At 64.8% G+C, this 23,145-nt stretch carries 24 protein-coding genes, 1 tRNA gene and 1 pseudogene; 21 read left to right on the top strand and 5 right to left on the bottom strand.

From position 1 onward, the window contains the following. Positions 1 to 81: 81 nt before the first annotated feature. A complete protein-coding gene (locus OU682_RS14040) occupies positions 82 to 975 on the bottom strand; it encodes a recombinase family protein (RefSeq protein WP_268942779.1) in 894 nt (297 codons plus the stop codon). A gap of 275 nt (positions 976 to 1,250) precedes the next feature. On the opposite strand from OU682_RS14040, the gene OU682_RS14035 reads away from it, so the two are divergent. The 10 genes and pseudogenes from OU682_RS14035 to OU682_RS24485 form a co-directional block, all read left to right on the top strand. Continuing rightward, complete coding sequence (locus tag OU682_RS14035) at positions 1,251 to 2,141, top strand: tyrosine-type recombinase/integrase (RefSeq protein ID WP_329609810.1); 891 nt, start codon at positions 1,251 to 1,253, stop codon at positions 2,139 to 2,141. Between the two features lie 25 nt (positions 2,142 to 2,166). Continuing rightward, positions 2,167 to 2,478, top strand: a complete 312-nt coding sequence (locus OU682_RS24130) for a tyrosine-type recombinase/integrase (protein WP_329609809.1) — start codon at positions 2,167 to 2,169, stop codon at positions 2,476 to 2,478. After that, the gene (locus tag OU682_RS14030; protein WP_268942778.1) at positions 2,475 to 3,236 is read left to right on the top strand and encodes a hypothetical protein; all 762 of its coding nucleotides are present in this window, start codon (positions 2,475 to 2,477) and stop codon (positions 3,234 to 3,236) included. The genes OU682_RS24130 and OU682_RS14030 overlap by 4 nt, the downstream gene beginning before the upstream one ends. A gap of 79 nt (positions 3,237 to 3,315) precedes the next feature. Beyond that, the gene (locus tag OU682_RS14025; RefSeq protein ID WP_268942777.1) at positions 3,316 to 3,522 is read left to right on the top strand and encodes a helix-turn-helix transcriptional regulator; all 207 of its coding nucleotides are present in this window, start codon (positions 3,316 to 3,318) and stop codon (positions 3,520 to 3,522) included. A 105-nt stretch (positions 3,523 to 3,627) separates the two neighbouring features. Next, positions 3,628 to 3,924, top strand: a complete 297-nt coding sequence (locus OU682_RS14020; protein ID WP_268942776.1) for a hypothetical protein — start codon at positions 3,628 to 3,630, stop codon at positions 3,922 to 3,924. 91 nt (positions 3,925 to 4,015) lie between these two features. Further along, entirely contained in the window at positions 4,016 to 4,282 is a 267-nt protein-coding gene (locus tag OU682_RS14015; RefSeq protein ID WP_268942775.1) for a hypothetical protein, read from the top strand. 46 nt (positions 4,283 to 4,328) lie between these two features. Beyond that, complete coding sequence (locus tag OU682_RS14010; protein WP_268942783.1) at positions 4,329 to 4,676, top strand: hypothetical protein; 348 nt, start codon at positions 4,329 to 4,331, stop codon at positions 4,674 to 4,676. A 286-nt stretch (positions 4,677 to 4,962) separates the two neighbouring features. Further along, positions 4,963 to 5,832, top strand: coding sequence for a hypothetical protein (locus OU682_RS14005; protein WP_268942774.1), 870 nt, complete (start codon positions 4,963 to 4,965; stop codon positions 5,830 to 5,832). Positions 5,833 to 6,044: 212 nt separating this feature from the next. Further along, a complete protein-coding gene (locus OU682_RS14000) occupies positions 6,045 to 7,082 on the top strand; it encodes a calcium-binding protein (protein ID WP_268942773.1) in 1,038 nt (345 codons plus the stop codon). Positions 7,083 to 7,227: 145 nt separating this feature from the next. Then, positions 7,228 to 7,432: pseudogene (locus tag OU682_RS24485) on the top strand (IS481 family transposase); the annotation flags it as partial. 995 nt (positions 7,433 to 8,427) lie between these two features. Here the strand turns inward: OU682_RS24485 and OU682_RS13995 are convergent. Together OU682_RS13995 and edd are read right to left on the bottom strand one after the other, a co-directional pair. Continuing rightward, a tRNA-Ser gene (locus OU682_RS13995) sits at positions 8,428 to 8,517 on the bottom strand. A gap of 46 nt (positions 8,518 to 8,563) precedes the next feature. Next, complete coding sequence (edd, locus tag OU682_RS13990; RefSeq protein WP_268942772.1) at positions 8,564 to 10,366, bottom strand: phosphogluconate dehydratase; 1,803 nt, start codon at positions 10,364 to 10,366, stop codon at positions 8,564 to 8,566. Between the two features lie 143 nt (positions 10,367 to 10,509). Between edd and OU682_RS13985 the strand changes: the two genes are divergently transcribed. From OU682_RS13985 to pgi, 5 genes are read left to right on the top strand one after another with little or no spacing between them, the layout of a single operon-like run. Beyond that, positions 10,510 to 11,703, top strand: a complete 1,194-nt coding sequence (locus OU682_RS13985; RefSeq protein ID WP_268942771.1) for an RSP_2647 family RNA methyltransferase — start codon at positions 10,510 to 10,512, stop codon at positions 11,701 to 11,703. Next, positions 11,703 to 12,242 (top strand): RSP_2648 family PIN domain-containing protein, encoded by a 540-nt coding sequence (locus OU682_RS13980; RefSeq protein ID WP_268942770.1) that lies wholly within the window; start codon positions 11,703 to 11,705, stop codon positions 12,240 to 12,242. Before OU682_RS13985 ends, OU682_RS13980 begins: the two co-directional genes overlap by 1 nt. 60 nt (positions 12,243 to 12,302) lie before the next feature. Then, a complete protein-coding gene (zwf, locus tag OU682_RS13975; protein ID WP_268942782.1) occupies positions 12,303 to 13,754 on the top strand; it encodes a glucose-6-phosphate dehydrogenase in 1,452 nt (483 codons plus the stop codon). 2 nt (positions 13,755 to 13,756) lie between these two features. Then, on the top strand, positions 13,757 to 14,428 hold the full coding sequence (gene pgl / locus OU682_RS13970) for a 6-phosphogluconolactonase (RefSeq protein ID WP_268942781.1): 672 nt from the start codon (positions 13,757 to 13,759) through the stop codon (positions 14,426 to 14,428). 23 nt (positions 14,429 to 14,451) lie between these two features. Further along, positions 14,452 to 16,062 carry a glucose-6-phosphate isomerase gene (gene pgi / locus OU682_RS13965; RefSeq protein ID WP_268942769.1) on the top strand — a complete coding sequence of 537 codons (1,611 nt, stop codon included), beginning with the start codon at positions 14,452 to 14,454 and terminating at the stop codon, positions 16,060 to 16,062. 120 nt (positions 16,063 to 16,182) lie between these two features. Here pgi and OU682_RS13960 read toward each other — a convergent pair whose 3' ends face one another. Next, positions 16,183 to 16,401 carry a SlyX family protein gene (locus tag OU682_RS13960; RefSeq protein WP_268942768.1) on the bottom strand — a complete coding sequence of 73 codons (219 nt, stop codon included), beginning with the start codon at positions 16,399 to 16,401 and terminating at the stop codon, positions 16,183 to 16,185. 51 nt (positions 16,402 to 16,452) lie between these two features. On the opposite strand from OU682_RS13960, the gene hisS reads away from it, so the two are divergent. From hisS to hisG, 3 genes are read left to right on the top strand one after another with little or no spacing between them, the layout of a single operon-like run. Further along, positions 16,453 to 17,934, top strand: a complete 1,482-nt coding sequence (gene hisS / locus OU682_RS13955; protein ID WP_268942767.1) for a histidine--tRNA ligase — start codon at positions 16,453 to 16,455, stop codon at positions 17,932 to 17,934. Further along, positions 17,934 to 18,995 (top strand): ATP phosphoribosyltransferase regulatory subunit, encoded by a 1,062-nt coding sequence (locus tag OU682_RS13950; protein WP_371832248.1) that lies wholly within the window; start codon positions 17,934 to 17,936, stop codon positions 18,993 to 18,995. The genes hisS and OU682_RS13950 overlap by 1 nt, the downstream gene beginning before the upstream one ends. Beyond that, positions 18,992 to 19,669, top strand: coding sequence for an ATP phosphoribosyltransferase (hisG, locus tag OU682_RS13945; RefSeq protein WP_268942765.1), 678 nt, complete (start codon positions 18,992 to 18,994; stop codon positions 19,667 to 19,669). Before OU682_RS13950 ends, hisG begins: the two co-directional genes overlap by 4 nt. 66 nt (positions 19,670 to 19,735) lie before the next feature. On the opposite strand, the gene ftsY is transcribed toward hisG, so the two are convergent. Next, positions 19,736 to 20,746 carry a signal recognition particle-docking protein FtsY gene (gene ftsY / locus OU682_RS13940; protein WP_268942764.1) on the bottom strand — a complete coding sequence of 337 codons (1,011 nt, stop codon included), beginning with the start codon at positions 20,744 to 20,746 and terminating at the stop codon, positions 19,736 to 19,738. Positions 20,747 to 20,904: 158 nt separating this feature from the next. Here ftsY and OU682_RS13935 point away from each other — a divergent pair, with 158 nt between their 5' ends. From OU682_RS13935 to OU682_RS13925, 3 genes are all read left to right on the top strand, one after another. Next, positions 20,905 to 22,197 carry an adenylosuccinate synthase gene (locus OU682_RS13935; protein WP_268942763.1) on the top strand — a complete coding sequence of 431 codons (1,293 nt, stop codon included), beginning with the start codon at positions 20,905 to 20,907 and terminating at the stop codon, positions 22,195 to 22,197. A gap of 73 nt (positions 22,198 to 22,270) precedes the next feature. Further along, entirely contained in the window at positions 22,271 to 22,483 is a 213-nt protein-coding gene (locus OU682_RS13930) for a DUF2842 domain-containing protein (protein ID WP_268942762.1), read from the top strand. Next, entirely contained in the window at positions 22,480 to 23,142 is a 663-nt protein-coding gene (locus OU682_RS13925; protein ID WP_268942761.1) for a thiamine diphosphokinase, read from the top strand. Before OU682_RS13930 ends, OU682_RS13925 begins: the two co-directional genes overlap by 4 nt. The last annotated feature ends 3 nt before the right edge of the window (positions 23,143 to 23,145 follow it).

Below are 23,145 nucleotides of genomic sequence, written 5' to 3'. Positions count from 1 at the left end.
ACCTCTTCTCCGACGAGGAGTGCTACAATTACTTCAAAGCCGCCGGGTATGAGGCCGATTAGGTGCAACAGGCTCTAAAGCCTAGCTCCCCGCAGCCATCCCCAACTTCTCGGCTCTTTGCAGCAGCATTCGCACCGTCGAGGGATACCACTTGGTGTTCCCACGCGGGGTGCGCTCGCGCATCTGCTCCAGCCGCGTGGCAATGCCTGCAAGCGTCAGGTCGGGATCGGCATGGCGCATGCCGGCGACGATGGCCAGCAGGCGGTCGTCCGGGTCCCGGCGGGGGGCACGGTCGAGAACGGTGGCGGGCAACAGCCCGTCACGGACATACCGCTTGGTGGCGCGCTTCAGGCGCTCGACGGTCCAGTCGGGACTGTCCCGCCCGGTGCGGGCATTGAGAAGCCGGGTCAGATCGTCCCAGGGCATGTCGGGCCGATGGCGCCGCACCAGCGGCACCCATGTCTCGGCCGTGCCTTCGAGCTTGCGGGCATAGGTTTCGTCACGGGCCAGGCGCAGCTTGCGCAAGGCTTCGCGGTCACCTGCCCGCAGCGCCGGGTTACCCCCAATCCGACCCTGCGCCCGCGCCGAGCGCAGCCCGGCCTTTGTCCGCTCGCGGATCAAGGCGCGTTCCAGCTCTGCCACCGCGCCCATGACCTGCAGCGAGAAGGTGCCCTGCGGGGTGGTGGTGTCGATCGGATCCCCGAGCGAGCGAAAATGCGCACCCTTCGCCTTCAGGAGATCGATGACCTGCAGGAGGTGGACAAGCGAGCGTGCCAGCCGGTCGAGCCGGACCACGACAAGGGTATCGCCGGGCTTGATCGTCGCCAGCAGGCGGCCCAGGGCAGGGCGCGTGCGGTCGGCCCCAGAGGCTTGCTCCTCGTGGATGATGTCACAGCCGACGGCGCGCAACTCCCTCAGCTGGGGATCAAGCGTCTGTTCGAGGGTCGAGACCCTGGCATAGCCGATCAAAGCCATGAAGCCCTCCGTTGCCGATGCTTCGTAACGGAATACTCATATGCATGACTAGGCTCCAGCCGCATTGAGTTTCAGAGCCAAGCCTGGGGCATGAAGGCGGAGGTTGTTTAATCTTGTTTGGCGAAGCAGGTGTCTGCCCCTGCAGCTTCTGACATGTTCCGAATGCTTCCGATAATGCCTGTAAACATAGGCATTTAGTGGCTTTTGCTGTCCACCAAGGTCCGGCGTAGTCCCTGCTATTCCCCCTCATAATGGGGGAAGGACAGGGGGAAGCAATGGCAGGTCACCTGACGCGCAGGCCCGAAAAGGCGCTGACGGCCCAGGCGGTGAAAGCCGCAACGGCACCGGGCAAGTCTTTCGATGGGCATGGCCTCTATCTGCGGGTCGATGCGAACGGGTCGCGCTTCTGGGTGCAGCGCATCACCAATCGCGGCAAGCGGTGCGAACTGGGTCTGGGTGCGCCGTCGCTGGTGTCGCTGGCCGAGGCGCGGGCAAAGGCGCTGGAGAACCGCAAGGTGGCCCGGATGGGAGACGACCCCCTGCAGGCCAAGCGCGAGGCGCAGGCAGTGCTGACATTCGAGGAAGCGGCCCGCAAGGTTCATGCGCTCCACAGGCCGACATGGAAGAACGAAAAGCACGCGGCCCAATTCCTCACCACCTTGGAGGTCTATGCCTTCCCCCGACTGGGCAAACTGAAAGTGCAGGACATTCCCACAGCCGATGTGCTGGCCGTCCTCATGCCGATCTGGACCAAGATACCGGAAACCGCCCGGCGCGTGCGCCAGCGCATCGGCGCGGTGATGAAGTGGGCGATTGCCCAAGGCTGGCGGCAGGATAACCCCGCCGAGAACATCAGCCGGGCGCTTCCCAAGGTGTCGAAGGCGCAGAACCATCGCAAGGCGCTTCCCTATGGCGACGTCGCGGGCTGCATCGAGGCGGTGAACGGGTCGGGCGCTGGGCTTGCCACGAAGCTGGCACTGGAGTTTCCGGTGCTGACCGCCGCGCGGTCTGGCGAGGTGCGGGAAGCGCGCTGGGACGAAATCGACATGACCGCCGAAGTTTGGGAAATCCCGGCCGAGCGTATGAAGATGAAGCGTCCACACCGCGTGCCGCTATCCCCACGCGCCGCTATCCCCACGCGCTGTTGCCATTCTCAAGCAGGCTGAGGCGCTGGGCGACGGGTCCGGGCTGGTGTTCCCCGGCACCAAGAAGGGGCGTCCGCTGTCCGACATGACGCTATCCAAGCTGGTCAAGGAATTGGGCTTTGCCGCCGATGTGCACGGCTTCCGCACGTCCTTCCGCACCCGGGCGCAGGAACACACGTCCTATCCCCGCGAGGTAGCCGAGGCGGCATTGGCGCACCTGATCGGCGATGCGGTGGAGCGGGCTTATGCGCGCAGCGACGTGTTCGACAAGCGGTGCAAGATGATGGGCGCATGGGCGGCATTTCTGCAAAGCGGCTTTATCACTGAAAACATAGTAAAGCTTGGGGCAGCAGGATGAGTGAGTGGGGAATTCCTGATTGGCGTGACCCAAGTGCTTATGGCGATATTTCGCAATGGACCTTCAATTGCTGGCGCTGGGAATTTTACCGTAGGCGCGATGATTTGCGAGCATACTTTGATGCGAACGCCGCAAGTCACTTTAGTTCTATGGTAGATATTTTCGGCCATAACTATTCTTACTCAAATACGTCTGAGATAAGTTTCAGCATTCCAATCTCTAGGTTCGATAGAGAGAGGGCTGAACTTGGATACGAATCTCTTCCGAATCCACGAATTGGGAACCAGCCGGAATGGCTCATTATACCTTTATCATATGGGAAAATTCCTGATTTCATTGTCAAGGGTAGGCGTTACAAAGACTATGCGAAGAAGCTCGAAATTGCAGTGAAATTGGTGGGAATGCCGATTTCAGATAAAGAACTAGGTCGGCTTATTTCCACGGTTCCGGGCGCTTCATCAGAGGCATTTTTTGATGATAATGAAATAGCTTTTGTCATTGATCTAGATAAACCACTTGAAAATCAAATTTGGGAGCTAAAGCGCAGAGCCCATGACCGGCAAAGAATTCGCTACGGACGAATTCTGCAAGAGAGGCGACATGAAAAAAAGTGGTTTAGATACTTGAGAACTTTAGATGCACGCACTGCCGGTGCAACCTGGTCCCAGATTGCTTGCTTGCATCCGACTACCGCCCAGACCGAGCAAACAGCCCGAGATGTCTGGGAAGCAGCGGAAGCCTTGCGGTTTAATTTGTAAAGTTCTTTCGCAATTTCGGTGCCCTAAGTCGCATGTAAATCTGTCCGACATGGACCGTCACATGCAGAGGAAATCCGACATGGCCGAAACAATGCGCAAGCTGGTCGCGGAGAAGCACCTCCGCCGCCGCGCCGTTGAAGAAATCACCGGCCTGAGCCGCAGCACGATCTACGACATGATGGGCAAGGGGCAGTTTCCGCGCCCCGTCAAGCTGACCGGCAAGGCGGTCGGCTGGCCCGAAAGCGCCGTTTTCGCTTGGCTGAACAGCCGCAGCACGACCGCATAAACAAACCGCCACCCTAGGCTTGGGGCGGCGGCATTTGTTTCGGTGATAGGGGTATCCGGAACATAGCGCCCAGCACCCCGGCCCGCAAACAAAGAGGCCGAGACAATGACACAATTTGAACGCTGGTATTCCAATCCCACCCAGGTGGCCTGGACCTGCGATGCACTGACGGGCGGGCGCACCATTTCCCACAAGACCGAAATCCGCGAGGTGAAAGGCTGGCGGCTGGGCGCGATTATCCATCGCCTCAAGGTGGCCTATGGCTGGCCGATTGTTAGTGAACTGCGCGGCCCTGAGAACGTCGCCCATTATCGGCTGGCCCCCGGCACTGATACCGCCCGGCTGCGCTTCCCACCCAGCGCCCAGGCACTGGCTGACAGGCTGGCAGGGGGTGACGCATGACAGGGTTTCGCATCGCCTTCCTGCGCACCCGCTATGGCCTGTCGCCGCAATGCGCGGCGCTGGTCGCGCAGATGGCCTGGGGGGATCTGGAATGAGCCCGGCGCGGCACGATACGCCGCGCGGCTGGGTGGAGGTGCGCGCCATCGCTGCGCGCACCGGCCTCGGCTTTGCGGTCTATGACCTGACCGAGACCCGCGACCGCGCCCGGCTGGTCTATCTGGCAGACAGCCGCCAGGACGCGTTGCAATGGGCGCTGCGCTGGGCGGCGCTGACCGGGCGGCGGTTGGACTGTCCCGAGGTGTTCCATGCCGCCAGCGGACGGCTGAGGGACGCTCTGGGGGTGCAGCGTGGCCGCTAGGCGATACAAGCGCCACAAGCGCGGCAACGGGCGCTTTGTGCAGCTGATGGAATACCTGCAGGCCAGCGAGGCATGGGCGACCATGCCGCCCGGTCCGCGTGCGCTCTATGTCGAGATAAAGCGGCGCTTCACCGGCACGAACAACGGCAACCTCTACCTGTCGCACCGGGACGCGGCCAAGGCGCTGAACGTGGCGCGCAACACGGTCGCGGGCTGGTTTCGTGAACTGGAGGCGCGCGGCTTCATTCGCAAGACCGGCGAACATCATCTCGGCCCGTCCGGCATCGGGCAGGCCAGCACCTATGCTCTGGAGGAAGAACAATGCGACGGCAAACCGGCAACGAAAGCCTACATGGCATGGCGGGCAAAAACAGAAGCCCCGCGCAAAAATTGAGCCGCGCGGCGCAACCATTGAGCCGCTTCCGGCTGGTGACGGTCGCCGGAGGCGCAAAGCGGCTCAACCATTGGGCCGCATCCGGCCGTTTTCCATCGGTGCGCGGCGCAGGATTTGAGCCATATCTACATCTAAGCCATAGGCTGGCGCTTGCAGGGGCGCGCAGGACGGCAGGCGGGCAAGGCGAGGTGCGGCCATGACCAGGCAACGGCGCAAGCCCCCAGCGCCCGCCGAGGCAAGCCGCCGTGCCGGGCCATCGGTCACGCTGCACTGGGATGCAGGCAATGTGCTGCGGGTCGAAAAGTCGGGGGACTATGGCAGGATCGATCAAGGCGCAGGAAACGCGCTGGTTGCCGATGGGCCGGTGAAGCAAGCCGCTGTCCTGGGTTCGCAGGGGCGACGCAGCGATGCGGCGGCAACCGGCTTCGCGCTGGGCTTTGTCGACAGCATGGCCCCGCGCGATGCGGCGGAAACGCTGTTGCTGGCCCAGATGGCGGCCATCCATCAGGCCACGATGATGATGGCGCGGCGGCTGAACCACGTCGAGAACCTGCGCCAGCAGGACGCAGCCGAGCGGGCGCTGAACAAGCTGGCCCGCACCTACAGCGCCCAGATGGACAGCTTGAAGCGGTATCGCAGCAAGGGGCAGCAAATTGTCCGGGTGGAGCGGGTGAACGTCAAGAGCGGCGGGCAGGCGGTTGTCGGTCATGTGCAGCACGGGGGGGGCGGGCAGATGGGCAAGTGTGACGCTAACCCCATGAACCGGGCCAACGCTGCGCCCAGGTGCCGCGCCACGGCCAAGCGCACCGGTCAGCCCTGCCGCGCCCCCGCAGTCACCGGCTGGCGCGCATGGCGCAGGTGGCGGGCAGAAGTCCGGCCCAGCGCATCCGAACTACCGCCACGGCGAACGGTCGCGCGAAGCCGTTACATTGCGCACGCAAATCTGCAAGCTGGTTTGGGAAAGCCACGACCTGTTGCCAAGGCTAGACTGACCGCATCGTGGCAGTATTCGGCCGAGCGAGGCGGGCAAAAGCTTAGGGGGTGGGCGCATATCGAGTGGGTCTACTTTGCACTGCCTCGGGAGACGGGCCTGCAGGTGATTGCAAAGACGGTGCAGGAAACCCTGTCCAAGCCACGGACTGGAGTCGGTCCCTGATGGCTGAGGCGGTGGTATTTCACCGTCGAGCGTTGGCCGTATCTGGGCGGAAGCCTGCTTCCAGAGCTCATGTCGGCAAACAGGTGCCTTTGTGAGTCCGAGCCTTGGATGTACAATTAGTTGTCCGCCGGAATTCAGGGCCGTGAGTCTCATCAAGCCGGCGAGGGACACGGGCGATCAGGCATTCTGATTATTGATAAAAGGATCCTCTCATGCCTACCGGAACAAATAACAACGACACCCTCATCGGCAACTCCCTATCCGAGACGTTCTTTGCCTTGGCAGGAGCCGATCTGGTTTTCGGCCGCGGGGGCCACGATCGCATTTTGGGACAAGATGGCGGCGACCTGCTGTTCGGTGAAATAGGCAACGACACTGTCTCTGGCGGTCTCGGCAACGACTCCCTGGTCGGCGGCGTGGGCAACGACAACCTCTTCGGCGACGCGGGTAACGACAGCCTGGACGGGGGCGCGGGCAACGACCGGCTGTTGGGCGGCGCAGGCAACGACAGCCTGGTCGGCGGAAACGGCGCGGACACTGTCTCTGGCGGTCTCGGTAACGATAGCCTGGACGGGGGCGCGGGCAACGACCGGCTGTTCGGCGACGCGGGCAACGACAGCCTGGACGGCGGCGTGGACAACGACCGGCTGTTGGGCGGCGCGGGCGACGACACCTTGGTCGGCGGAGACGGCGCGGACACTGTCTCTGGCGGTCTCGACAACGACCGGCTGTCCGGCGGCGCGGGCAACGACCGGCTATTGGGTGAAGCGGGCGACGACACTCTCTCTGGCAGTTCCGGCAACGACAACCTGTTCGGCGGTGCGGGCAACGACAGCCTGAGCGGCGGAAGTGGTAACGACAGCGTGGTGGGCGGTGGTGGCGCGGATCAGATGAGGGGTGGAAGTGGCAGCGATGTGTTTGTCTTTCTCAGCACCAGCGAGTCCAATTCTGTCAGCGGAATTGACCATATTCGCGACTTTCAGGGCGCCGGGGCCAATCCCATCGGCTCCGTTGAGGATCGGATCAATCTGTCCGCAATCGATGCCAATGTCGCCACGGTCGGCAACCAGTCCTTCGTTTTCAACGGCACAACGGCAGGAGGAGCGGGCAGGATCTGGATGCAGAACGTGGGGGACGAGACCTGGTTGCTCGTGAACATCGATAACGACGCGATAGCCGAGATGACGGTGCACATTCTCGATGAGCTAGACGACGCAACCGACTACTTGAGCGGAGACTTCATTCTTTAGCGTGGCGTTGACGCTTGCTTCGTTAATTCTTTCCTTGCAACGTGGACCTGACCAGAAGGACTGGTCGGTCCAGCAACTACCATTTTAAGTGTTCGATCCCACGGTTTGATGGTGCGACCCTTTCTTGGGAATGGAAGGAAGCATTATGGGCCAAGTTCGTCACGGAAGCGCCACGACCACGCACACCGTCAGAGCTGCAAGATAACGATCGCAAGCTTCGCTCGGGACTCTGAGCCGGGAAACTGGGCATCAACCCGAAGTCAATGGCGAAGTGGCGCAAGCGGGCGATGGTCGAGGACTTGAAGACCGGTCCGAAGAACCCTCGTTCAACGACCCTGACCGAAGCAGACTAAGGGCGGGAGCGCCATTGGTCCGAGTGACCGCCCGCAGTATGCGGTACGAACGGCAGCCCTCGGCGGCAATTCGGTCTATTGACCATCCGGCAGCGAACTCCCGCGAACCGCCCTGCTGGTAGATCCTGAAGCAATGTAATCCTTCTCCGCGCTGCATGTGCAAACGGCAACTCGGTCTGCATTGCTGCCTCTCGAAACTTAACTTGCTACACTAAGGGCGATCAGGCGACAGACTGGGAACCATACGTCAGGTGGCCAACACCAGCTGCATTCATAACCACGCGACCACACAACTCTACAAATAGCTAGATAGCACTGGCTGACCTATAGGCTCACTTCTTATAAACATCAGGCCCATAGACGACGATTGCAGCGATGGCGATGGCGCTGAGGAAGGTGTCGTCACGGGGCGGGTCAAAGTCTGAAGCCTGTTGCGGACGGGACCGATACAGGCCTACGCCGCATTTGCTAACACAGCTTTTGCATTCTCATGCGCGCGTGAGGGTCGCACCCCTACCGCCCGGATCTGACGCGCTGAGTCTGAAAATGAACCATCCCCACGGGTCGCCGTCAACAATTGGACCGGAGGCTTTAAGATTGATGGGGGGCATCCGGAAGTTAGGCGCGACCTGCGTAAGGACCGGCACCCTCGGAATGTGCGTGCATCCTCAATTCAAAAAAAAGCGTCTGGGGGTGGCTCAAAGCTGGCGGTAGTTCGCGGACAGGACCGTTGGCATCAGCCGCCTTCGCCAAACCGCGACAATTTTCCCGCCGCTCGCAGCACAGATGCGCCGAAATCAAAGACGGCAACAAAAACTCGGCATGAGAAGGCGGCGGGTCGGCGCTTTTGACGACATAGGGAAATGGACTAACCCCCGCCGTTACGGCTAAGCGTCCTGCATGTTCCAGAACAGAATGGGGGAAGCAGTGGGGAAAGGCTAGGCATCCTAACTAAAATTATTAGTATAATCCAAAGGATTGTTGATACTGGTTGGCGGAGCAGGTGGGATTCGAACCCACGGGACCATCTCTGGCCCGGCGGTTTTCAAGACCGCTGCCTTAGACCGCTCGGCCACTGCTCCGTCGGCGTGCGTAACCCTTGGCGGCAGGATTGCCAAGATCCAACTGTCACACCACGACGCCCGCGCCCTCGGTAGCGGGGCCGGCGACCGCCCGAAAGGCGGCGAATAGCTCGCGGCCCATGCCCTCGCTGCTGGGGCGGGGGTCATAGGCTGCGGCGGGGCGGGATTCGAAGTCCGGGGCAAGGCAGTCAATGGTGCCGTGGGTTGCATCCAGCCGGATCAGGTCGCCGTCTTGGACGCGGGCCAGCGGACCACCGACCGAAGCCTCGGGCGAGATGTGGATGGCAGACGGAACCTTGCCCGAGGCGCCCGACATGCGGCCGTCGGTCAGCAGGGCCACCTTCAGACCCCGATCCTGAAGCACCGCAAGGATCGGCGTCAGCGAGTGCAGCTCGGGCATGCCGTTCGCGCGCGGACCCTGGAAGCGGACGACGACGATCGTGTCCTCGGTGAACTCGCCCGCCTTGAAGGCGTCCTTGACCTGGTCCTGGTCGCTGAAGACGCGCGCCTTGGCCTCGATCACATGGCGTTCCTCGGACACGGCGCTGACCTTGATGACGCCGCGCCCGATGTTGCCCTGAAGCTGCTTCAAGCCGCCGGTCCTGGCAAAGGGATCGTGGGCCGGGCGCAGGATCCTGTCGTTCAGGGTGTCGCGGGACCCTTCCTCCCACCAAAGACGGTCGCCGTCCAGCTTCGGCTCGGCGGTGTAGCCTTCAAGCCCGGTGCCGTTGATCGTCTTGACATCCGGGTGCAGCAGCCCGGCGTCCAGCAGCTGGCCAATCATGTAGCCGATGCCGCCCGCCGCATGGAAATGGTTCACGTCGGCCAGTCCGTTGGGATAAACGCGGGCCATCAGCGGCACGGATTCCGAGATGTCGTGAAAATCCTCGATGTCGATGAGGATGCCCGCAGCCTTGGCCATGGCGGGAATATGCATGACGAGGTTCGTCGATCCCCCGGTCGCCATCAGGCCGACGATGCCGTTCACGAAGGCCTTCTCATCCAGAACCTCGCCCGCCGGCAGGTAGTCGTTGCCCAAGCGGGTGATGGCAGCGGCACGCAGGACGCCGGCCACGGTCAGGGCATCGCGCAGGGGGGTGTTGGGGTTAACGAAGCTGGAGCCGGGCAGGTGCAGGCCCATGAACTCCATCAGCATCTGGTTGCTGTTGGCCGTGCCGTAGAAGGTGCAGGTGCCGGGCGCGTGGTAGGAGGCCATTTCCGCCGCCATAAGCGCGTCGCGGCCGACCTCGCCCGCGGCGAATTGCTGGCGGACCCTGGATTTCTCGTCATTGGGCAGGCCGGACGGCATTGGGCCGGCGGGCAGGAAGACCGCGGGGATATGGCCGAAGGTCGCGGCGGCCATGACCAGGCCGGGAACGATCTTGTCGCAAACGCCCAGATACAGTGTGGAGTCGAAGCAATCGTGCGACAGCGCCACGCCAGCCGCGAGCGCGATCACGTCGCGGGAAAACAGCGACAGTTCCATCCCCGCCCGGCCTTGCGTCACGCCGTCGCACATCGCAGGGACGCCGCCTGCGACCTGAACGGTGGCACCGGCGGCATTGCCGGCGCGGCGGATCAGGTCCGGGTAACGTTCGTAGGGCTGATGGGCCGAGAGCATGTCGTTATAGGCGGTGACGATCCCGATATTCGGCTTTCGCGTCAGGGCCATGTCGTCCTTGTCCGGCATGGCCGCATAGGCATGGGCCTGGTTGCCGCAGGACAAGTGCGCGCGACGGGGGCCGTCCGCGGCCGCGCGGGCGATCTTGTCCATATAGGCTTCCCGCGTGGTGCGGGAACGGGTGCGGATCCGGTCGGTCACACGGTCGATGGTGGCTTGCAGGGTCATGGGCTGGCTCCTTCTGCGTAGGGGCAAGATAATCTGTTAGCGTTAACAATTCAACAAGGCTTGTTGTGACGCGCAGTTTGCACGGAGGCAGGCTTGTGCCGCGCGGGTCGGCATGCCAGATCCGGGCGCGAAAGGATGATCCCATGACCGACCTGCCCGTGCTGCGCCTGCGCCCGAAATCCAAGCCTCAGGCGATCCGCCACGGCTTTCCCTGGGTCTTCGCGGACGAGGCCGTGCTGGACCGCCGCAGCCGCGCCATGGCCGCAGGCAGCTTCGCGGTGCTGGAGGATGCCGAGCGCAAGCCGCTGGCCTTGGTGACGGTCAATCCCAACTCCAAGATCGTCGCGCGGGTAATGGATGCCGACGCCGAAGCCGTGATCGACAGCGCATGGCTGCGGGCCAGGCTGGAACGGGCCTTGCAGATGCGCGAGCGGCTTTACGACGCGCCCTTCTATCGCCTGATCCATGCCGAGGCGGATGGCCTGCCGGGCCTGGTGATCGACCGTTTCGGGGATACCGCCGTGATCCAGCCGAACGCCGCCTGGGCCGACCGGATGGTGGATGATCTGGCCGATGCGCTGGTTCAGGTGACGGGCGTCCAGAACGTGATCCTGAATGGCCAGGGTCGCGCGCGCGGGCTGGAGGGACTGGATGAAAGGATGGAGGTCCTGCGCGGCGATGCTCCGTCTGCGCCGATCCCGGTGCCGATGAACGGCGCGACCTATCTGGCCGACCTGATGGGCGGACAAAAGACGGGGCTGTTCTTCGACCAGCGGCCGAACCACGCCTTTGCGCAAAGGCTCGCAAGGGGTGCTGCGGTGCTGGACGTCTTCAGCCATGTCGGCGGCTTCGGGCTTGCGGCGCTGGCGGCGGGGGCTGCAAGCGCCACTTGCGTGGATGGCAGCGCTGCGGCTCTGGAGCTGGCCAGGGGCGGGGCAGGGCGGATGGACGCCGCGGACAGGCTGGAAACCATCCAGTCCGACGCCTTCAAGGCCATGGAGCAAATGGTCGCGGAAGGCCGCCGCTTCGATCTGATCGTCTGCGATCCGCCCGCTTTCGCACCCTCGAAACCGGCGCTGGAGGCGGGGCTGCGCGCCTATGAGCGCGTGGCGAAGATGGCTGCGCCGCTGGTTGCGCCCGGCGGGTATCTGGGGCTGTGCAGCTGTTCCCATGCCGCCGACCTTACGGCGTTCCGCAATGTCAGCGCGCGGGGCATCGGGCGCGGCGGGCGGCGAAGCGTGCTGATCCATACCGGACAGGCCGGGCCGGATCATCCCATGCTGCCGCAACTGGCCGAAACGGGCTATCTCAAGGCGCTGTTCTTCCGGCTGGACTGATGCGCGCCGTTCTTGACGCCAATGTCCTGTTTCCCACCATCCTGCGAGAGATCCTGACCGATCTGGCAGCGGCCGGGTTGTTCGTGCCGCTGTGGTCGCCGCGCATCCTGGCCGAATGGCGCCATGCGGCTGCCCGGCTTGGTCCCGATCAGGATGCCGTCGCGGGGGCCGAAATCGCGCTGCTGCGCGACCGCTTCCCCGGCGCCGAAATGCCCGATGATGGAACCCGCGGCATCGACCTGCATTTTCCCGACCCCGCTGACCGCCACGTGGTCGAGGCGGCGCTTGCCGGGAACGCATCGCAGATCGTCACAGCGAACCTGCGCGATTTCCCCCGCCACCTGATGGCAAGCCTGGGTCTGCGGGCCATCCATCCCGATGCGTTCCTGCTGGATCTTCTGGCAGATGATCCGGAAGCCGTGAGGGCGGCAGTCCGGGCGGCTCGCGACAAGGCGGCTGCCATGGGAGGCGCCATGACTGCCGCCGAAATGCTCAAACGCTGTCGCCTGCCCCGGCTGGCCAAAGCCATGAGAGGTTGAACCGAGTTGCTGTTAACGCTAACAAGAGATATGGCGATCCCCAACCGCAAGGAGGACAGCATGGTCTCGCGCGTCATTCCGGTCGATGACTTCGATCTGGTCATTTTCGGTGCCACGGGCGACCTCGCGCAGCGCAAGATCCTGCCCGGCCTGTTCCGGCGCTTTGTCGCGGGCCAGATTCCCGAAACATCGCGGATCATCGGCGCGGCGCGGACCGAACAGGACGACGCGGCCTTCCGGGCCGAGGCAAGAAAGTCCATCGAGGAATTCGGCGGCATCCCTGCCGACCACCCGCGCCTGTCGCACTTCCTGGATCTGCTGGGCTATACGCCCATCGATGCCCAGGGCGAGGGCGGGTGGACCGAGCTGAAATCGCGGATGCGTCGCGGTGCGGTCCATGCCTTCTATTTCTCGGTGGCTCCGTCGCTGTTCGGCGACATCGCCAGCCGGCTGGCCAGCCACGGCATCGCCGACGAGAAAAGCCGGATCGTCGTGGAAAAGCCCTTCGGGCGCGACCTGCAGACCGCGCGCGCGCTGAATGCCACGCTGGCGCAGCATTTCGGGGAAGAGCAGATCTACCGGATCGACCATTACCTGGGCAAGGAAACCGTCCAGAACCTGATGGCCGTCCGCTTTGCCAATATCCTGTTCGAGCCGCTGTGGAATTCCCAATACGTCGATCACGTCCAGATCACGGTGGCCGAAACCGTGGGCGTGGCCGGGCGCGGCAGCTATTACGACAAGTCCGGCGCGATCCGGGACATGATCCAGAACCACATGATGCAGCTTCTTTGCCTGATCGCGATGGAGCCGCCCTATCATTTCGACCCGAACGCGGTGCGCGATGAAAAGCTGAAGGTCATCCGCGCCCTGCAAGCCGTGGAACCCGGCGACATCGTCCGCGGCCAGTATCAGGGTGACGGCAAGTCGAGCGGCTATCTGGAGGATTCCGAGAACCCGGATTCGCGGACCGAAAGCTATGTCGCGATGAAGGTCTGCATCTCGAACTGGCGCTGGCAGGGCACGCCTTTTTATCTGCGCACCGGCAAGAAGCTGCGCGCCCGCACCAGCGAGATCGCCGTTGTCTTCCGCGAACCGCCGCATTCGATCTTTGACGACACCGGCGCACCCAAGGCGAACGAGCTTGTCATCCGCCTGCAGCCGAACGAGGGTATGAACCTCAAGGTGATGATCAAGGAACCGGGGCCGGGAGGAATGCGGCTGGTGCAGGTGCCGCTGGACATGTCCTTCGCCGATGCGCTTGGCGCGGATGGCAGCGACATGCCCGATGCCTATGAACGGCTGATCATGGACGTGATCCGGGGCAACCAGACCCTGTTCATGCGCGGCGACGAGGTCGAGGCCGCATGGGCCTGGACCGACCCCATCATCGCCGCCTGGGAAGACAGCAAACGCCGCCCCGAACCCTATGACGCGGGATCCTCGGGCCCCGAGGAAGCGTTGCGCCTTCTGCATCGCGACAACCGTCGATGGAGAGAAATCCGCGGATGACCATGACCTTCAAGGAATATCCCGACCGGGAAATGCTGTGCCTGTCGCTAGCCGACCAGATCGCCTCGCAACTGGCGCAGCAGCTGCGCAGCAGCGACACGGCAAGCCTCTGCGTGCCCGGGGGAACCTCGCCCACCCCGGTCTTCGAGACGCTGAGCGGCGCCGATCTGGACTGGGATCGCGTCACGATCTTCCTTGGTGATGAACGCTGGGTAGACGGCGAACACAAGCGGTCCAACAGCCGCCTGTTGCGCCGCCACCTGCTGCGCGACCGTGCGGCGGCTGCGAATTACATTGACCTTTACACGGGCACGGAAACACCGGACGAGGCTGCGGAATCCCTGGCCGAGGCGATCCGTCCGCATCTGCCGATCAGCGTCGTGCTGCTGGGCATGGGCAACGACATGCATACCGCCAGCCTTTTCCCCGGCGCGGACCGGCTGGCCGATGCCTTGGCCAGCGACGCCCCCCTGGTCCTGCCGATCCGGGCCGAGGGAGCCGAGGAGCCGCGCATCACCCTGACCCGCCCGGCCCTGGCCGACGCGATGAATCTCCACGTCCTGATCATGGGCCCGGAAAAGCGCGAGGCCCTGGAACGCGCCCAGAAGCTGGACGCCACCGAGGCGCCGATCCGCGCCTTTCTGGACAATGCGACCGTTCACTGGGCGGAATAAGCAGCCCGAAGGAGCCTTCCCGAATGACCGACATCTGGACCCGTCTCAAGTCCTGCCGCGAGGCCCAGGGGGCGACCCGCATCACCGACCTGTTCGACGCCGATCCCGACCGCGCGCGCGCCTTTGCGACCCAGGCAAACGGCATGGTCTTCGACTGGTCCAAGACCACCATCGACGCGAAAGCCCGCGACCTGCTGGTCGAACTGGCGGACGGCGCGGATCTGGCGGCTCGCCGCGAGGCGATGTTCACCGGCGAGAAGATCAACGAGACCGAGAACCGTGCTGTCCTGCACACCGCCCTGCGCAACCTGCGCGGCAGCGTGACGGTGGACGGCCAGGACGTGATGCCCGCCGTGCGGGAGACGCATGACCGCATGGCCGATTTCGCCCGCGACGTGCGATCCGGCGCCTTCACGGGGCAGGGCGGCAAGATCACCGATGTCGTCAATATCGGCATCGGCGGGTCTGACCTCGGCCCCTACATGGCGGTGCTGGCGATGGCGCCTTACCATGACGGTCCGCGCACGCATTTCGTCAGCAACGTGGACGGCGCCGATATCGCCGACACGCTGAAGGGACTGGACCCCGCGACCACGCTGGTGATCGTCGCGTCCAAGACCTTCACCACCATTGAGACGATGACCAATGCGCAGACCGCGCGCGAGTGGATGGGCAAGGTCGTGGCCGATCCGGCGGCGCAGTTCGTCGCCCTGTCCTCGGCTGCGGACAAGACGGCAGCCTTCGGCATCGACCGTTCGCGCGTCTTCGGATTCGAGGATTGGGTCGGCGGGCGCTATTCCGTCTGGGGACCGATCGGGCTGTCGCTGATGCTGGCCATCGGTGATCAGCGCTTCGACGAATTCCTGGCGGGCGCCGCCGCGATGGACACGCATTTCCGCGACGCGCCCCTGGCTGAAAACCTGCCCGTGCTGCTGGCCCTGGTGGGCATCTGGCACCACCAGGTCTGCGGCTATCCGACCCGCGCCGTTCTGCCCTATGACAACCGGCTGCTGCGGCTGCCCGCCTATCTGCAGCAACTCGAGATGGAGTCGAACGGCAAGCGCGTCGCCATGAATGGCAGCGACCTGACCGTCGTTTCCGGGCCGGTCGTCTGGGGCGAACCCGGCACCAACGGACAGCACGCCTTCTATCAGTTGATCCATCAGGGGACGACACCGGTGCCCTGCGAGTTCATCCTGGCCGCAAAGGGGCACGAGGACGACCTGGCGCACCATCACATCCTGCTGGCCGCCAACTGCCTTGCCCAGTCCGAAGCCCTGATGCGCGGCCGCACGCTGGAGGAAGCGCGTGCGCTGATGGCGGCCAAGGGTCTGGAAGGCGCCGAACTGGACCGGCAGGCGCGTCACCGCGTGTTCCCCGGAAACCGGCCTTCGACCACGTTGCTGATCGAACAGTTGACGCCCTTCGCCCTGGGCCAGATCGTCGCGCTTTACGAACACCGCGTGTTCGTCGAGGGGGTGATCCTGGGCATCAACAGCTTTGACCAGTGGGGGGTCGAGCTGGGCAAGGAACTGGCGCTGAAGGTGGAGCCGCTGCTGAAGGGTGAAGCGGCGCCGGGCCACGATGCGTCCACCGAGAATCTGGCGGGGCTGTTCCGGCAGATGCGGGGCTAAACAGGCTGGGGGCTGTCTGCCCCCCGCTTCGGGCCTGCCGGCCCCTTCGGCGCTGAAAAAGGTCTACTGGACCTTTTTCCGGGCGCACCGAAGCCCGGCGGATATTTGAGTGAAGAAGCCCTACCAGTGCGGCGGGCGTTGATCGGCCAAGGGGATCGAGCCTTCGGCATGGGCCTGCTGTTCGGCGGCGAAACGCATCAGCATTTCGACCCGACGGGTCAAAAGCGCGATGTCGGCGTCCTGGCGTGCGATGACCTCGTGCAGGTCGTCGGTCACGCGCGTCATGTGGGCCAGCGTTTCCTCAAGCTGCTGGATTCGCGCCTCGGTATCCTTGTCCATATCGGCCCCTTCGGTTAAGGCAGCCACGGATTTGGCCGGAAAGGCAGGACCATGGCGAAAGATCAGAAAAAACAGCCCCGTCCCAAGGCGGAAACGCCCAAGGGCTTCCGGGACTATTTCGGCGCGGACGTGACCGAACGCAAGGCGATGCTGGACCGGATCGCCGAAATCTATCATCGCCATGGCTTCGATCCTTTGGAAACCAGCGCCGTCGAGACGGTCGAGGCTCTGGGCAAGTTCCTGCCCGACGTGGATCGTCCGAATGCCGGGGTCTTTGCCTGGCAGGAGGAAGCCGTGCCGGGCGGCGGATCGGGCGACTGGCTGGCGCTGCGCTATGACCTGACGGCGCCCCTGGCACGTGTCGCGGCGCAGTTCCGCAATGACCTGCCGTCGCCCTATCGCCGCTATGCAATGGGGCCGGTCTGGCGGAACGAGAAACCGGGGCCAGGGCGGTTCCGGCAGTTCTATCAATGCGACGCGGATACGGTGGGGTCTGCATCCGTCGCGGCGGATGCCGAGATCTGCGCTATGCTGGCCGACGCACTGGAAGCCGTGGGGATTGCACGCGGCGACTATCTGGTGCGGATCAACAACCGCAAGGTGCTGAACGGCGTGCTGGAGGCGGCCGAGGTTCGTGCGGACCAGGCCGACGATGTGCTGCGCCAGATCGACAAGTTCGACAAGGTTGGCCGCGACGGCGTGCTGGCACTGCTGACCACCGGCCGCAAGGATGACAGCGGCGCGATGATCGAGGGCGTCGGCCTGACCGGGGCGCAGGCACAGCCGGTGCTGGCCTTCCTGACCTCGAAGGGCGCGGACAACGCCGAGACGCTGGCGAACCTCCGGGCGGCGGTCGGCACATCGGCCATCGGCGCCGAGGGCGTGGACGAACTGGCGGAGATCGCGGGGATGCTGGCCGCCACGGGCGCGGCCGAGGATCGGGTGGTCATCGACCCATCGGTCGTGCGCGGGCTTGGCTATTACACCGGTCCGGTCTTCGAGGCCGAACTGACCTTCGAGATCCTGGATGAGAAGGGTCGCAAGCGGCAGTTCGGATCGGTCGCGGGTGGCGGGCGCTATGACGGGCTTGTGGAACGCTTCACCGGCCAGAAGGTGCCCGCGACAGGCGTGTCCATCGGCGTGGACCGGCTGCTGGCCGCGCTGCGCGCCAAGGGGCTTGCGGGCACGCAGGCGCAGGGGCCGGTGGTTGTCACGGTCATGGACCGGGACCGGATGGCAGATTACCAGGCCATGGCCTCCGAATTGCGGGCGGCAGGCATCCGGGCCGAGGTTTATCTGGGCAATCCCAAGAACTTTGGCAACCAGTTGAAATATGCCGACAAGCGCGGTGCTCCGGTGGCGATCATCCAGGGCGGGGACGAGGCTGCGCGCGGCGTCGTGCAGGTCAAGGATCTGGTCCTGGGCGCGCGCATCGCGGCCGAGGCCAGCCTTGACGAATGGAAGGCCCAGCCTGCCCAGACAGAGGTTTCCCGTGCCGACTTGGTGGCGGAAGTCAGGCGGATCCTTTCATGATCCCCAAGCGCGACAAGCAGGCCATCGGGCAGCGTTTCCTGCAAGCCTTCCGCGAGGCCGGTGCGGCCGAGGTCGCGCCCGACATCCTGCTGCCCGCCGACACGCTTCTGGATCTGTACGGAGAAGATATTCGTGCCCGTGCCTATACCTCGACCGATCCGCTTCGGGGCGAGGTGATGCTGCGGCCCGACTTTACCGTGCCGGTGGTGCAGATGCACATGGCGAATGGGGCGGAACCCGCGCGCTACTGCTATCTGGGCGAGGTGTTCCGCAAGCAGGATCCGGGTGACGAACGCCCCGCCAATCCGCGCGACAACGAATACCTTCAGGCAGGCTTTGAGCTGTTCGCCCATGACCCGCAGGCCGATGCCGAGGTGTTCGGGCTGTTCCATCGTCTGCTGGCGCCCTACCGGCTGCAGGCGATCACCGGCGATTCAGGTCTGCTGATGGATGCGGTGCGCGCATTGCCGCTGTCGACTGCTCGCCGCGATGCCCTGCTGCATCACCTGTGGCGGCCCCGCCGCTTTGCGCGGCTGCTTGAACGGTTCTCTCGGCCCGCCGAGGCGCGTGATCTTCCCGCGACAAGCGTCCCTTGGGCCGGGCTTCGTGGCGAGGATGAGATGCAGGCCCGGATCGATCGGCTGCTGGCGGACCGAGACGCGCAGCCGCTTGATCCAGCTTGGATCGCGCGGCTGGAACGGCTGTTTGCGGTTCGTGCGCCGCTGCCGGCGACCTTGGCAGAGCTGCGGGGCCTGGTTGGGGAGTGGACTGACCTGGGACCGGCGGTCCTGCGCATCGAGGAGCGGATGGCGATGCTGTCGGCCCAGGGCGTCGTTCCCGACGCGATCCTGTTCGACGCAAGCCACGGGCGGCAGACGATGGAATATTACGACGGCTTTACCTTCACCTTCGTCGCACCTGATCGCCCGGCCTGGCCGCCTGTCGCCTCGGGCGGGCGCTATGACGCGCTGACGGCCGTTCTGGGGCGCGGTGGCCGTGCGATCCCCGCCGTGGGCGGCATCATCCGCCCCGGCCTTGTCGCCGAACTGGAGGCCGCATGATCCGGCTGGGGGTGCCGTCCAAGGGGCGGCTGATGGAGCAGACCTTTGACTGGTTCGCCGCGCGCGGCGTGGCCCTGTCGCGCAGCGGATCCGATCGCGAATATGCCGGCCGGGTCCAGGGCGCGGACGGTGTGTCGCTGGTCCTGCTGTCGGCGGGCGAGATCCCGCGAGAGCTTGCCGCAGGACGGATCGAACTGGGCGTTACCGGCACCGACCTGGTGCGCGAGAAACTGGCGGGCTGGCGGTCGGATGTGGTCGAGGTCGCGCCGATGGGCTTCGGCCATGCCGACCTGATCCTGGCCGTGCCGGAATGCTGGCGCGATTGCGAGGATCTGGACGATTTCGCGTCGATTGCCCGCGATTTTCGGGCGGCGCATGGCTTCCGCCTGCGCATTGCCACCAAGTATCACCGGCTCGTGCGCGCTTGGCTGGCCCATCACGAGGTCGCAGATTACCAGTTGGTCGATTCCCAGGGCGCGACCGAAGGCACGGTCGCCAACCAGACTGCCGAGGCCGTGGCCGACATCACCTCGTCCGGGGAAACGCTGCGGGCCAACAACCTGAAGATCCTGGGAGCCGAGCCGATCCTTCAGTCCCAGGCCACGCTGTTCGCCAACCGCGCCGCGCTTGACGATGTGCGGCCCTTTCTGGCGCAGCTTGGGGTGGAAGCGTAGCCGGGGGCTGTCTGCCCCCACGCGCTTCGCGCGTTCCCCCGAGGATATTTGAGCAACGAAGAAGCGTCAGAGGCCGACGAGCGCGCGGGCGAAGTCGTTGGCGTCGAAGGCGTCCAGGTCGTCGATTTGTTCGCCTACGCCGATGGCGTGGATCGGCAGTCCGAAACGGTCGGCAAGGGCCACCAGCACCCCACCGCGCGCGGTGCCGTCCAGCTTGGTCATCACCAGGCCCGAGACGTCGGCCAGTTGCCGGAAGGTTTCCACCTGGTTCAGCGCGTTCTGGCCCGTGGTCGCGTCCAGCACCAGCAGGGTGTTGTGCGGGGCGGTGGGGTCCTTCTTGCGGATCACGCGGACGATCTTGGCCAGCTCCTCCATCAGGTCCTGGCGGTTCTGCAACCTGCCCGCCGTGTCGATCATCAGCAGGTCTGCGCCTTCGGCTTCGGCCCGCGTCATGGCGTCGAAGGCCAAGCTGGCCGGGTCGCTGCCCTGGGCCGCGACCATCACGGGCACTCCTGCGCGCTGGCCCCAGATCTGCAACTGTTCCACGGCGGCTGCGCGGAAGGTGTCGCCCGCCGCGATCATCACGGATTTGCCCGCCGAGCGGAACTGGCTGGCCAGCTTGCCGATGGTGGTGGTCTTGCCCGCGCCGTTGACGCCCACGACCAGGACCACCTGCGGTTTCTTCGGGTAAAGGGGCAGGGGACGGGCCACAGGGGTCATGATCCGGGCGATTTCGCCCGCCAGCAGTTCCTTGAGTTCGGTCGATGACACACGGCGGCCCATCCGGCCCTCGGCAATGTTCGCCGTCACGCGCAGCGCGGTATCCACGCCCAGGTCGGCCTGGACGAGCATGTCCTCCAGTTCTTCCAGCATCTCGTCGTCCAGCGCGCGGCGCGGTTCTTCGGGCTTGGCAGGGGCGGTGCCGAACAGGCGCCCGACAAGGCCCGGCGCGGGGGCGGCGGGCGCCGGTTGTTCCGCGACGGGGGCGGGCGCGGCCTCGACGATATCGGCCAGCCCCTCGCCGATCTTCGAGGAAGATCGCGTCAGCCGCTCGCGCAGTTTCGAGAAAAACGCCATGGTTCGCACCCTTTTCCTGTGCCGGGGAACCTAGTCGCTGCGGCCGGAAAGGAAAAGGGCAGCACATCAGGAGCGGCCACCAAATCGCTGCTTTCCCCCGCCCTGAGCTTGCGCTAGACCCTGCACCGGACATTTTTCGGGGAATGGAAGGACCGTTCATGGCCAATGTGGTGGTTGTCGGCGCGCAATGGGGCGACGAGGGCAAGGGCAAGATCGTCGACTGGCTGAGCGAGCGGGCCGATGTGATCGCCCGTTTCCAGGGCGGTCACAACGCCGGGCACACGCTGGTCATCGGCGAGAAGGTCTTCAAGCTGTCGCTGCTGCCCTCGGGGATCGTGCGCGAGGGCAAGCTGGCCGTGATCGGCAACGGCGTGGTGCTGGACCCCTGGGCGCTGTTTTCCGAGATCGACAAGCTGTCGGCCCAGGGCGTCGGCATCTCGACCGAGAACCTGATGATCGCGGAAAACACGCCGCTGATCCTGCCGCTGCACCAGGATCTGGACAAGCTGCGCGAGGAAGCCGCGGGCAAGGCCAAGATCGGCACCACCGGCCGGGGCATCGGCCCGGCATACGAGGACAAGGTCGGCCGCCGCACCATCCGCGTGGCGGATCTGGGTGACGAGGAAACGCTGGACGCGCGCCTGGACCGGCTGCTGGCCCATCACGACCCGCTGCGCCAGGGCCTGGGCGCCGAACCGATCGACCGGGCCGAGTTGAAGGCCAGGCTGATGGAGATCGCGCCGAAGCTGCTGCCCTATGCCCAGCCGGTCTGGAAGATCATGGCGGACGCCCGAAAGGCCGGAAAGCGCATCCTCTTCGAAGGCGCGCAGGGTTCGCTGCTGGACATCGACTTCGGCACCTATCCCTATGTCACCAGCTCGACCACGATGTCGGGGATGGCGGCCTCGGGCACCGGCATGGGACCCTCAGCCATCGGCTTCGTGCTGGGGATCGTCAAGGCCTATACCACCCGCGTGGGCGAAGGGCCGTTCCCGACCGAGTTGCACGACGCGGATGGGCAGCGGCTTGGCGAACGCGGCCACGAGTTCGGCACGGTCACGGGTCGCAAGCGGCGCTGCGGCTGGTTCGACGCCGTTCTGGTGCGCCAGACCTGCGCGATCAGCGGCGTGAACGGCATCGCGCTGACCAAGCTGGACGTTCTGGACGGCTTCGAGACGCTGAAGATCTGCGTGGGCTACGAGATCGACGGGGTCCGCTACGACTATCTGCCGACTGCTGCCGCCTTGCAGGCCAAGGTCACGCCGATCTACGAGGAAATGGAAGGCTGGCAGGAATCGACGCAAGGGGCGCGCAGCTGGGCCGACCTTCCGGCTGCGGCCATCAAGTATGTCCGCCGGGTCGAAGAACTGATCCAGTGCCCTGTCGCGCTGCTCTCGACCAGCCCCGAGCGGGACGATACGATCCTGGTGACGGATCCCTTCGCGGATTGACGGCGGCCGGGGGTTTCATACCCCCCGAACCCCCGTGGGATGTTCGGGCCAACGATGAATGGGGGATGTGGCGATGAACTTGAAGACACGCAAAAGGTTGTCGCTGCTGATCCTGGTCATCGGCCTGCCACTTTACATCGTCGCGGCGGTCACGCTGGTCAACTGGATGGACGCGCGCTTTGGTCGCCAGTCGATCCTGGTCGAGGTCGCGATCTATGTAGGCCTTGGCATCCTGTGGATCCTGCCCTTCAAGCGCGTCTTTTCCGGCATCGGGCGCGGGGAATGATCCCGCCCTTGGTCATCTCGGACCGGGGAGTGACCGTGATCGGAGGGGGGGCGACCACGCCCTATGACCTGCAGACCGCCCTGACGGTCGCGCCGACCCTGGTGGCGGCGGATGGCGGGGCGGATCGGGCGCTGGCCTTGGGACAGTCGCCCGACTGGGTGATCGGCGATCTGGACAGCATCACGCCCGCCGCGCGCCGGCTGATCCCGTCGGGGCGCATCTGCCATGTGGCGGAACAGGACAGCACCGATTTCACCAAGTGCCTGACGCGGATCGCCGCCCCTTTCGTGATGGCCGTCGGCTTTGCCGGGCTGCGGCTGGATCATACGCTGTCGGCGCTGACCACCATGGCCAACACGCCCCGGCCTTTCGTGATCCTGCTGACCTCGGACGACGTGGTCTTCGTGGCCCCGCCGCGGTTGACCCTGCCACTGATGCCGGGGACGCGGGTTTCGCTTTATCCGATGGGGCCGGCGCGCGGGATCAGTACCGGGCTGGAATGGCCGATCGAGGGGATCGAGTTCGCGCCGGGCGGACGGGTAGGGACCTCGAACCGGGCAAGCGGGGTCGTGACCCTGCGGATCGAGGGCAGGATGCTGCTGGTGTTGCCGCGCGGCACGCTGGGCACCGTCATGACGGCGCTGCGTCTGCCCGCCTGATCG

The organism is Paracoccus benzoatiresistens (assembly GCF_026913015.1).
GTDB lineage: Bacteria > Pseudomonadota > Alphaproteobacteria > Rhodobacterales > Rhodobacteraceae > Paracoccus > Paracoccus benzoatiresistens.
This window is presented reverse-complemented; position numbering and strand designations above follow the sequence as displayed.

Bases quoted from the DNA above. Each gene is read 5' to 3' on its own strand.
- OU682_RS13960 (WP_268942768.1), bottom strand. From the start codon at position 16,401: ATGGACAAGGATACCGAGGCGCGAATCCAGCAGCTTGAGGAAACGCTG.
- OU682_RS14000 (WP_268942773.1), top strand. From the start codon at position 6,045: ATGCCTACCGGAACAAATAACAACGACACCCTCATCGGCAACTCCCTA.
- OU682_RS14010 (WP_268942783.1), top strand. From the start codon at position 4,329: ATGGAATACCTGCAGGCCAGCGAGGCATGGGCGACCATGCCGCCCGGT.
- OU682_RS13985 (WP_268942771.1), top strand. From the start codon at position 10,510: ATGACCGACCTGCCCGTGCTGCGCCTGCGCCCGAAATCCAAGCCTCAG.
- zwf (WP_268942782.1), top strand. From the start codon at position 12,303: ATGGTCTCGCGCGTCATTCCGGTCGATGACTTCGATCTGGTCATTTTC.
- OU682_RS14025 (WP_268942777.1), top strand. From the start codon at position 3,316: ATGGCCGAAACAATGCGCAAGCTGGTCGCGGAGAAGCACCTCCGCCGC.
- pgl (WP_268942781.1), top strand. From the start codon at position 13,757: ATGACCTTCAAGGAATATCCCGACCGGGAAATGCTGTGCCTGTCGCTA.
- hisG (WP_268942765.1), top strand. From the start codon at position 18,992: ATGATCCGGCTGGGGGTGCCGTCCAAGGGGCGGCTGATGGAGCAGACC.
- OU682_RS14035 (WP_329609810.1), top strand. From the start codon at position 1,251: ATGGCAGGTCACCTGACGCGCAGGCCCGAAAAGGCGCTGACGGCCCAG.
- ftsY (WP_268942764.1), bottom strand. From the start codon at position 20,746: ATGGCGTTTTTCTCGAAACTGCGCGAGCGGCTGACGCGATCTTCCTCG.
- OU682_RS13980 (WP_268942770.1), top strand. From the start codon at position 11,703: ATGCGCGCCGTTCTTGACGCCAATGTCCTGTTTCCCACCATCCTGCGA.
- OU682_RS14015 (WP_268942775.1), top strand. From the start codon at position 4,016: ATGAGCCCGGCGCGGCACGATACGCCGCGCGGCTGGGTGGAGGTGCGC.
- hisS (WP_268942767.1), top strand. From the start codon at position 16,453: ATGGCGAAAGATCAGAAAAAACAGCCCCGTCCCAAGGCGGAAACGCCC.
- OU682_RS13925 (WP_268942761.1), top strand. From the start codon at position 22,480: ATGATCCCGCCCTTGGTCATCTCGGACCGGGGAGTGACCGTGATCGGA.
- edd (WP_268942772.1), bottom strand. From the start codon at position 10,366: ATGACCCTGCAAGCCACCATCGACCGTGTGACCGACCGGATCCGCACC.
- OU682_RS14030 (WP_268942778.1), top strand. From the start codon at position 2,475: ATGAGTGAGTGGGGAATTCCTGATTGGCGTGACCCAAGTGCTTATGGC.
- OU682_RS13930 (WP_268942762.1), top strand. From the start codon at position 22,271: ATGAACTTGAAGACACGCAAAAGGTTGTCGCTGCTGATCCTGGTCATC.
- OU682_RS14020 (WP_268942776.1), top strand. From the start codon at position 3,628: ATGACACAATTTGAACGCTGGTATTCCAATCCCACCCAGGTGGCCTGG.
- OU682_RS14040 (WP_268942779.1), bottom strand. From the start codon at position 975: ATGGCTTTGATCGGCTATGCCAGGGTCTCGACCCTCGAACAGACGCTT.
- pgi (WP_268942769.1), top strand. From the start codon at position 14,452: ATGACCGACATCTGGACCCGTCTCAAGTCCTGCCGCGAGGCCCAGGGG.
- OU682_RS13935 (WP_268942763.1), top strand. From the start codon at position 20,905: ATGGCCAATGTGGTGGTTGTCGGCGCGCAATGGGGCGACGAGGGCAAG.